General features: G+C 72.7%; 10 protein-coding genes. 4 read left to right on the forward strand and 6 right to left on the reverse strand.

The annotated features are described in order from the left end of the window. Positions 1–235, reverse strand: a 235-nt coding sequence (locus tag ACWF9Z_RS29695) for a transposase family protein (protein WP_453607037.1), incomplete at its 3' end; no start/stop codon positions are given. Between the two features lie 181 nt (positions 236–416). Here ACWF9Z_RS29695 and ACWF9Z_RS29700 point away from each other — a divergent pair. The 3 genes from ACWF9Z_RS29700 to ACWF9Z_RS29710 are packed head-to-tail and all read left to right on the forward strand — an operon-like array spanning position 417 to position 2,626. Continuing rightward, entirely contained in the window at positions 417–644 is a 228-nt protein-coding gene (locus ACWF9Z_RS29700) for a hypothetical protein (protein ID WP_453607039.1), read from the forward strand. After that, a complete protein-coding gene (locus tag ACWF9Z_RS29705) occupies positions 626–1,915 on the forward strand; it encodes an MFS transporter (protein WP_453607042.1) in 1,290 nt (429 codons plus the stop codon). The genes ACWF9Z_RS29700 and ACWF9Z_RS29705 overlap by 19 nt, the downstream gene beginning before the upstream one ends. 60 nt (positions 1,916–1,975) lie before the next feature. After that, positions 1,976–2,626, forward strand: a complete 651-nt coding sequence (locus ACWF9Z_RS29710) for a helix-turn-helix domain-containing protein (RefSeq protein WP_453607044.1) — start codon at positions 1,976–1,978, stop codon at positions 2,624–2,626. 86 nt (positions 2,627–2,712) lie between these two features. Here ACWF9Z_RS29710 and ACWF9Z_RS29715 read toward each other — a convergent pair whose 3' ends face one another. Continuing rightward, complete coding sequence (locus tag ACWF9Z_RS29715; protein ID WP_453607046.1) at positions 2,713–3,663, reverse strand: TetR/AcrR family transcriptional regulator C-terminal domain-containing protein; 951 nt, start codon at positions 3,661–3,663, stop codon at positions 2,713–2,715. Positions 3,664–3,842: 179 nt separating this feature from the next. Between ACWF9Z_RS29715 and ACWF9Z_RS29720 the strand changes: the two genes are divergently transcribed. Continuing rightward, the gene (locus ACWF9Z_RS29720; protein ID WP_453607049.1) at positions 3,843–5,069 is read left to right on the forward strand and encodes an FAD-dependent monooxygenase; all 1,227 of its coding nucleotides are present in this window, start codon (positions 3,843–3,845) and stop codon (positions 5,067–5,069) included. A gap of 203 nt (positions 5,070–5,272) precedes the next feature. Here ACWF9Z_RS29720 and ACWF9Z_RS29725 read toward each other — a convergent pair whose 3' ends face one another. The 4 genes from ACWF9Z_RS29725 to ACWF9Z_RS29740 all read right to left on the reverse strand — a co-directional run bounded on the left by ACWF9Z_RS29725 (position 5,273) and on the right by ACWF9Z_RS29740 (position 9,214). After that, positions 5,273–6,094, reverse strand: coding sequence for a S1 family peptidase (locus ACWF9Z_RS29725; RefSeq protein WP_453607051.1), 822 nt, complete (start codon positions 6,092–6,094; stop codon positions 5,273–5,275). A gap of 167 nt (positions 6,095–6,261) precedes the next feature. After that, positions 6,262–7,716, reverse strand: coding sequence for an alpha/beta hydrolase family protein (locus tag ACWF9Z_RS29730; protein WP_453607054.1), 1,455 nt, complete (start codon positions 7,714–7,716; stop codon positions 6,262–6,264). 225 nt (positions 7,717–7,941) lie between these two features. After that, a complete protein-coding gene (locus ACWF9Z_RS29735; RefSeq protein WP_453607056.1) occupies positions 7,942–8,382 on the reverse strand; it encodes a VOC family protein in 441 nt (146 codons plus the stop codon). Positions 8,383–8,569: 187 nt separating this feature from the next. Next, entirely contained in the window at positions 8,570–9,214 is a 645-nt protein-coding gene (locus ACWF9Z_RS29740; RefSeq protein WP_453607059.1) for a dihydrofolate reductase family protein, read from the reverse strand. Positions 9,215–9,438: the final 224 nt, after the last annotated feature.

Below are 9,438 nucleotides of genomic sequence, written 5' to 3' on the forward strand. Positions count from 1 at the left end.
GGGCCTCCAGGGCCGACTGCGGGGCGTCCGTTATCCACTCCCCGATCGCGATGAGGGAACGGGCACCGGCCAGCACGGCCGAAGCTGCCGCGCACAACAGGGGGAGCATCGGATACCGCCGCCCCCGCCGACTGCGTGGGTCGGGCACCCAGATCAGGAAGCGCCGCAGGTCAGCGGCATCCTGTCGGGTGACAGCGCGATTCTGGAGGGTCAGGTGTCCCAGCCCGGCGGGCATGGGCGATGATGTTCGGGCAGGCACGGTCTCGCTCGGTTCTCATGGGTCTCGACAACCACATGATCACCGGCACCGTGCCTGCACTGCGTTCCGGGGAACAACCATCCCCAGAACGAGACATGACATCACATCACAAGACCGGCGAACCGGACCGATCTCGAACATGCAATGCCCCTGGTCAGTGGACGGCTCCAGAATTCCGCACCACGCCAAGGCCACAGCGAGGCCGAACGCGGTGCTGGCCGCACTGCTCGCCACCGTGGGCGCCTACGGGCTGATGCAGACCTTGGTCATCCCCGCGATGTCCGTGCTCGGCGAGCGCCTGCACGCCGATACCGCCACGGCCGGCTGGCTGGCTGGCTGGTCACCGCGTTCCTGCTCGGCGGGGCCGTGTTCACACCGGTACTGAGCCTGCTCGGCGACACGTACGGCCACCGCCGGCTCCTCCTGCTCGTCATGCTCGTGTTCCTGGCGAGCACCCTGGCGGCCGCGGCCTCTCCCGACATCGGCTTCCTCATCGCGATGCGCGCCGTGCAGGGAGCCTCCATGGCCTCGCTCCCCCTGGCCCTGGCCCTGGTCCGCGAAGCGATGCCCAAGGAACGCATAGCCTCCGGATTCGGTCTCACCGCCGCCATGCTCGGCGGCGGCGCGGGCGTCGGCCTGGTCGTGGGCGCCCTGATCATCCAACACACCTCCTGGCGCTGGATGTTCGGCACCGAAGCCGTGATCATCGCGCTGGCGACCCTCATGGTCCTTCTCTGGGTGCCGGAAAGCCCCGAGCGCCACGGCAAGCGCATCGACGTGCCCGGTGCCCTGCTCCTGGCCGCAGGGCTCGTCGCCCTGCTGCTGGCGATCACAGAGGGCACGAAGTGGGGCTGGCACTCCCCCGGAGTCCTGTCCCTGTTCGCGGCCGCCGTCGTGCTCTTCGCCGTGCTCGGCGCGGTGTCGTCCCGTCGGTCCGACCCGGTCCTCGACCTCCGGCACGTCACCCACCTGCCGATGCTCGTCACGAACCTCGCGGCCCTGCTGATCGGCATGGTGCCGTTCTTCTTCTACGTCCTGGTCCCGCAACTGCTGCAGCTGCCCAGTGGTCTTCCGGCCGCCCTGCGCCCGATGGCCTCCTACGGCGCCGGTCTGACCATCGTCCAGTCCGGCCTGCTGATGCTCCCCGGGTCACTCCTCGTCGTCGTCGGCGGGCGAACCGCCCACTGGCTGCGCGCGCGGCTGGGCACCCGCGCGCCCCTGCTCGCCTGCATGGCGCTGATGACGACCGGATCCGTGCTCACCGCGTTGTTCCACGACTCCCCGGCGCAGATCGCGCTCTGGTTCTCCCTGGTCGGCCTCGGCGCGGGTTACGGGTACGCGTCCCTCGCCGACCTGGTCGCAGCGCTCGTGCCGCGCCGCGAGATCGCCGCCGGCAACGGTCTGAACACCGTCATCCGGACGGTCGGCAGCGCGGTGGGCAGCCAGCTCGCGGTCGGCTTCCTGCAGACCTTCACCGTGCGGGGCACGCCCGTGCCCGCCGAGAAGGCGTTCACGGTGGGCTTCTGGGCCGCCGCCGCGCTCGCGGTCCTCGGTATCCTGCTGGTCGGCGCCCTGCGCATCCGCCCGCACCACCAGGACCCCGCGCCCGAGGCCGCCGCGGTGGCACTGGACCGGGTCGCCGCCCACCAGCACTGAGCGGCCGGCCCCACCCCACGCCGGGGTCGGCGTCGACCGCCACCCCGAAGGAGCACGAGCATGCGCGCCGCCCGCACCGGACCCACCAGCGGACGCCGGAAAGAGGCCGACCTCAACGACGAGCGGGTTCTGCGCGCGGCGCGCGAGGTCTTCGCCGAGCACGGCTGGAACGCACCCGTCTCGGAGATCGCCCGCCGTGCCGGCGTGGGCATGGGCAGCCTCTACCGGCGCTACCCGGCCAAGGAGGATCTCGCCCAGGCGCTGCGCGTGCAGGGCATGAACGAACTGGCCTCCCTGGCCCGCCGCGCCATGGAGGACCACGGCGACCCCTGGACCGCGCTGGCGGCCTTCCTGCGCGCCGCGCTGTCCTCTCCCGACGGGGTCTCCCTCCTCCCCCTCATCGGGGGTCGCCTCCCGGCCACCGACGAGATCGACTCCGCCTCCCACCGTCTCAAGGCCGCACTCGACGACCTGGTCGACGCCGCCCACCGATCCGGCGCACTGCGCGAGGACGTCAGCTCCGCGGACCTGCCGCTGCTGCTCAGCCACCTCAGTCCCCGCCTGCCCACGGCCTCCGAGCGTGCGGTCGAACTGCACCTGCGCTACCTGGACCTCGTCCTGAGCGGCCTTCGGCATCCCGCGACGCCGGAGAAGCAGCCCGTCAGCCCTCCCGACTGGCCGGAGCTGAACAACCTGTGGAACACCCCGTGAACGGGCCCGCGGCCGCACACTGACCCGTGCGGGCGCCACACATCCCGAGGCGAAGCACCCCTGAGCCACGGTGATGCCGAGCTCCGCTACGGGCGGTCCCGGTCCGCGGCGAGGCCGTCGAGGAGGCGTTGAAGCCCGAACTCGAAGAGGGCGTCGAGGTCGAGGTCGTAACCGGCCGTGGCGAGGCGCGAGAGGGCGGGGAACCGGCCGGTGTCCAAGATCGCCAGGAGCGCGGGCTCCTGGGTGTCCATCCACTCCTCGTTGTCGAGGCCGCTGGACGCCTCGGCCTCGCGCTCCGTCTCCAGGTTGAAGGCGATGCCCCGGGCGTAATTGAGCAGCGTGAGGTGCGCCGTGAAGGCGGTCCGCAGGTCGAGTCCGTGCGCGTGCAGGGTCCTGAGCATCCACTCGCTGTACGGCAGGGCCGAGGGGAGCATCTGGGGCCGGGTGACCGACAGGGCTGGCGCGAGCCACGGGTGGCGGCGGAACAGGTCCCAGAGCTGGCGGGCCGCCAGTTCGATCGCCTCCCGCCAGTGGTCCGGAGGGTCCGCGGGCAGCGGGCTCTCCGCCATGACGCTGTCCATCATGCGCATCAGCAGGTCGTCCTTGTCGGCCACGTGCCGGTACAGCGACATCGTCGCCACTTCGAGCTCGGCGGCCAGCCGGCGCATCGAGACCGCGGCCAGTCCCTCCGTGTCGGCGACCGCGACGGCCGCGCCGACGATCCGTCCGAGCGTGAGCGCCGCCTGGACCGAGGACCCGTCGGGCGGGCCGGCCGGGCGGGCGGCAGCGGGCCGGGCGGGCCGTGCCGGGCGGCTCGGTGCCGCCACGACCGTCCCGACGCCCGGGACGGCGCGGACCAGGCCTTCGCGGCGCAGTTCGGAGAGCACCTTGGTCGCGGTCGCCATGGCGACGCCCCATTGGCGGGTGATCTCGCGGGTCGAGGGCACGCGGTCTCCCGGGGCCAGTTCGCCCGTGTCGATCCGTCGCCGCAACTCGGTGACGATCTGGCTGTAACGCGGTACCGCCTGTGCGCCCACCGATCCCCCTCCGCACTAGTGCACCTGGACAGGCGCCATCCTAGCCGCCGACGCCGGGCGATACCCGCGCACCCGCGCCTTCCCCCGCTCTCCGCACTAGTGCAGTACTGCCCAAATTCCCCTGCTGCACGGCGATTCAGCGCTTGCGCCCTCCCGTGCGTACGGCGTACGTTCTCAGCATGCCGAACAACGAGGTACTCATCTGCGGCGCCGGCATCGCGGGGCCCGCGCTGGCGTACTGGCTACGCGAGTCGGGCTTCGCGGTCACGATCGTGGAGCGCGCGCCGGAACCCCGGCCGGGCGGACAGACCGTGGATCTGCGCGGCGCAGGCCGCACCGTGATCGAGCGGATGGGCCTGATGGACCGGGCCAGGGCGCAGAGCGTGGACCAGCGCGGCCTCGCGCTCGTCGACTCCTCCGGCCGGACCACCGCCCGGCTGCCCGCCGACAGCTTCGGCGGCGAGGGGATCGTCTCCGAGATCGAGATCCTCCGCGGCGACCTCGCCCGTCTGCTGTACGAGGCCACCCTGCCGGACACCGAGTACCTCTTCGACGACACCATCACCGAGATCGCTCAGGACGCGGACGGGGTCACCGTCACCTTCGAGAAGGCCGCGCGGCGCCGGTTCGCGCTCGTCGTCGGCGCGGACGGGCCGCACTCCGTGGTGCGCGCGCTGGCCTTCGGCCCCGAGCGGGACTTCGTCCGTCCGATCGGCCTCTACACGGCCTGGTTCACCGCCGTCGACGATCTGGAGCTCGACGGGTGGTACGTGATGCACAACGCGCCCGGCGGGCTGGTGGTCTCCGCCCGGCCCGGCCGCCTCCCCGGCGAGATCAAGGCCGGTTTCAGCTTCCGCTCGCCACCGCTCCCCTACGACCGTCGCGACATCGCGGCCCAACAGGAGCTCATGGACCGCCGCTTCGCCGATGTCGGCTGGGAGACCCCACGCCTGTTGCGGGCCATGCGCACCTCCTCGGACTTCTTCCTCGACCCCATGGGCCAGGTCCGCCTCGACCGTTGGTCGCGCGGCCGCGTGGCACTCCTCGGCGACGCCGGCTACTGCGCGACCCCCCTGACTGGCCTCGGCACCAGCCTCGCCCTGGTCGGTGCCTACGTCCTGGCCGGTGAGATCGCCGCCGCCGCGGGAGACCACGGTGCCGCCTTCCGTCGCTACGACACGGTGATGCGCCCGTACGTGAGCCAGGCACAGCAGCTCCCGCCCGGCGGCGCCTCCGGCTACGCCCCCTCGAGCCGGCTCGGCATCCGGCTGCGCGACCTCTCGATGCGGTCGATGACCCGCTGGCCGATGCGGAACCTGCTCGCCGCCCAGTTCGCCAAGGCCGGGGACATCGCGCTGCCGGAGTACGGTCCCGCCGCGGACGTACGGCCCCGGCCCACGGCCTGACCCCTCCACCGCCAGAGGCGGCCCCCGTCCGGGGGGCCGCCTCTGGGGTTGCCGGGGTTTCGCTCAGACGGCGCGTCAGGTCCGGCCGCGGAGCACTGCGACGGCACCGACGGCGCCAGCGAAGGTCCGCGCTGCGGTCACACCGCCGGTCGCCGCCGTGCCGTCGTGCGTGCCGGTCCCGGCGAGTGACCCCTTCACCGCGGTCACCGTGCGCTGTTGGCCTTCATGGTCCTGTCGATCCAGCCCGCGTAGGCGGGCGCGCTGGTGTAGAGGCCGGGGCCCTGCGAGCACGGCACGCCGGGGGCGCCGGGTCCCGTGGTGACGCCGATCAGCTCCCAACGGCCGTTCCGGCCCTTCTGGATCTGGGGCCCGCCGGAGTCTCCGAAGCACGCCATGGATCCGGGCACGGTGGTGATCGTGCACAGTCGGGTCCGGTCCGCGTACCCGGGTGCGCACTCGGACTCGGCGCCCCGACGGGTGTTCAGCTCTTGCAGCCGGTCCGGGAACACGAACGCGGTGTCGGAGGTGGTGCCGAAGCCCAGGAGCCGGGTCGGCGTGCCGGGGTTCCCCGGCTGCTTGGCGATCTTGATGGGCTTCGCGGCGACCGGGCGGTCCAGACGGATCAGTGCCATGTCGTCCTTGTTGGGGGCCGTGCCCTCACCGTTCACGTAGCCGGGGTGGACGAAGGTCTGGTCGATCTTCCGGAGGGTGCCGCCGGACTTGCGCTGCTCGCTGCCGAGGCGCACGATGCCCTCGAGCTCGAGGGCCTCGCCCTGCACGCAGTGGGCCGCCGTCAGCACCCACTGCTCGTCGATCAGCGATGCCCCGCAGTTCCCGTCGAGCAGACCGGCCGTCGGGGCCGACATCGGGACGGTCGCCATGAACGGGTAACGCTCGGTGGAGTCCGACCCGTTGACGATGGCTCCGGCGCTGCCGGCCATGACGGTGGCGCAGGTCGCGGCCGCGAGAGCGCCGATGGCGGCGGCGCGGGCGGTGCGGCGGTACGGCGGTTTGAAGCTGAACACAGGGATTTCCCTCTTTTGCCTGGTGGATCTGTACCCGTTCAGCCTCGCTCCGCGAGACCCGCCGGACCATGCGGGCAGCGGGTCGGTCGATGGTGGGGCCAGCCCCCCCTCTGTACGGGGGAAACGCGGGGCCAGGAGTGTGGCGTCGGTTGCCGCGGCCCGGCTGATCAGTGGCCGTCCCCCGGGCGGTGGACGCTGAGGTCGCCGTAGGCCGACAGAACTCCGGCCAGGTCACCGGGTTCGTGCCGCAGGGTGGTGTCCAGGAACGCGAGGGTGGCGGCGGCGACGACACGCGGGCTCTCGGTGCGGCCCAGGGAGCCGACGATCGAGGGCACGGGCGGCAGGTACAGGGGGGCGTCCATGAACGTGAGGTGCGCGGCGCCGGGGATGGTGAGCCGGTAGCTGGTCGCGGTGCTCAGCTCGAGGACCTCGGTGAGGCGGGGTATGTAGCGCGGGTCGGTCTCCTGGCTGATGGCCTGGGTGAGCGCGAGCGCAGGCTGGGGGAAGGGGAGCAGGTCGGGGTCGCGAGGGTAGCCGTCCAGATCGATGACGGCGGCGAACCGGTGGTCCTGGCGGGCTGCTTGCAGGGCGGCGCCGCCACCCAGGGAGTGGCCGGTCACCGCGGCCCGGCCGGTGTCCAGACGTCCGGTCAGCGGGCCGTCGATCTCACCGCGGTCCAGACGGCCCAGCTGGGTCAGGACGAAGCCGAGGTCCGCGGCGCGCACCCTCGTGGTGTCGGCGGCCCGTCTGTCATCTTCGTCGTCGTCGCCGGTGGAGGCGATCTCGGTGTTGATCGTCCGGCCGTCGTTGAGGACGACCGCGGCCGAGTCGTACGGGTGGTCGAGGGCGGCGACCACGTAGCCGTTGCTGGCCAGTTCCTCCGCCCAGGCGGTGTTCTGCGTGCGCACTCCCCCCAGTCCGGGAGAGAACAGCACGACCGGGAAGCGTGCGCCATCGGGGGCGGTCGGGGCGTCGACGACCGCATGGGTGCGGGCCCGCGCGGGACCGTCGATCAGGAAACCGGGGAAGCCGGCGTAGTCCGCGAGGGCGCTGGACACGATGCGCGCCTCCTGCTCCGTGCGGCCGAGGTACGGGGCCCGCCGCGCGCCTGCTGGGCCCTTCCGCGCGGGATACCAGAGCTGGACCACGACCGTGCGCCGGTCGTCGGGTTCCGGCGTGGCGGTCTCGGGGCGGTCCGCATCGGTCCACTGCACGACGCGGGTGCCGACCGCGAAGCGGCCCGTCGGCTCGGGGAACACGGGGACGGGAAAGGCCCAGGCGGCCGCCGGTCCCATGACGGTCAGACCGGCGCAGGCCAGCGATCCGGGCAGGGCCACCCACCATCGGGCCCGCCTCGCCGGTCGGCCGGCACGTCGTCGCATCAGAGGAGCGACGGCGAACGGCAACGCGAGGGCGGCGCCCGTCAGTACCGGCAGCATCTGCCAGCGGATCCCCACCGCGCTCAGCACGAGCGCGGACAGCGCGAATCCGGATGCCGCCGCGATCGTGACGGCCGGGCGGGCGGCGGGGGGAAGCCAGCGCGCCGCCAGCAGCGCGACGGCACCCAGCAGGACGAGGATTTCCAGCGGGGACAGTTGCAGTCCCGTGATGATTTCGGTCACCGGGTCATCCTCGGCGCGGGGTACGCGCCGCCGCGTCCCTCCACGGTCGCCCTCGCGTACGACCGCAGTCGCGATCGCGGCACGGTTCCGTGCGACCCAAGTCGCATCCGGGCCCGCCTTGTTGCGCCCCCGGCGCCGGGTCGCCGCCCGTGGCGGCGGGGCGGGGCCGGGCGACTTCGGCCCGCCCCGCCCTCGGCGGCGCGGCCGCGCGCCCGGTCCTCCCGCTCAGCGCAGTTGCTCGGCCAGTCCGACGATGATGCCCTCCGGGCCGCGGACGTAGCAGAGCAGATGGCTGTCCTCGAACCGGGCGATCTCGCCGAGGAGCTCGGCGCCGTGGGGGCGCAGGCGGGCGACGGTGTCCTCGATGTCGTCGACGGCGAACATGACGCGGTGCGTGCCCAGGACGTTGTGCGGCCGGTCGCGCGGCCCGGCGCTGATCGCCGCGGGGCTGCGGTACTTCGCCAGCTCGAGCCGGCTGTGACCGTCCGGGGTCCGGACCATCGCGATGTCACAGCGGACGCCGTCGAGTCCGGTGCACTGATCGGCGAAGGGGCCCTCGACCGCCGCCCTGCCCTCCAGCTCCATACCGAGTTCCACGAAGAACGCGATGGCGGCGTCCATGTCCTCGACGACGATGCCGACGTTGTCCATCCGCTGAATCGCCATGCCGATTCCTCCCTCTTCCTCGTGCGGCCGGTGGCGGCCGCTCTCCCCGGGACGGAGCCGGGGGGACGTTCTCGACATCCTCAGACCGCCGGACTCCGGACGATGGTGGGTAGGCCTGATGGGTAGGCCCGTCCGGCGCCGCGGTCCCGTCCTGCGCGGGCGCGACGGACCGGGGCGCGGGGTGGCGTCAGCGGTCGCTTGCGACACCGCGGTCGGGAGCGCTCATGTCTCCCGTGGCGGGTGTGCCGTCGGCGAGCCCGTAGCGCAGGTAGACGGTGCCCTTCGGTCCGGCTGTCGGCGGTTCGAGGAGGGCGAGGTTGGTGGGGACCTCGCCGCCGTCGAAGACCTTCTTCCCGACGCCGAGGACGATCGGGTGCAGCCAGAGGTCGAGACGGTCGAAGAGCTTCTCGCGCAGGAGGGTCTGCACCAGGTTCAGGCTCCCGACGACCTTCACGTGCTCGTGCCGGTCACGGAGCTCGCGCACGGCGGCGGCCAGGTCCGGGCCGAGCTGCGTGGACCCCGCCCACGAGAGGTCGGGCCTGCCGTGGGAGGCCACGTATTTCGGGACGCTGTTGAAGAGCGTGGCGATCTCGTTGTCCTCGCCGCCGTTCTGGTGGGGCCAGTAGGCGGCGAAGATGTCGTAGGTCCGCCGGCCGAGCAGCAGGGCGTCGGTCCCTTCGTACGCGGCGCCGATCTGCGCCCCGGCCACCTCGTCCAGGAGGGGTGCCTGCCAGCCGCCGAACGGGAACCCCACCGGGTCCTCGTCGGGTCCGCCGGGCGCCTGGCCGACGAGGTCGAGGGTCGCGAACAGCTCGATGTGGATGAGGCCCATGGCTTGCTCCCGATGAGTCGGTCGTCTCCGTCAAGAGATAGACCCACGGGTGCCCGCGAACTCATCGGCGCGCCGGAGGACGGTTCATCCGGCCGGGCAGGAGTGAGGTGCCCGCCCGGGGGGGGGGCCCGGGGGGGGGTGCCCCGGCCCGGCCCGGCCCGCCCCCCACTCTCGCTGCGGGGTGCGCGTGGCGGGGGGAGAGACAGCCTTGTGGTCGCGCAAGT

The sequence above is a fragment of the Streptomyces sp. NPDC054961 genome (genome assembly GCF_053609145.1).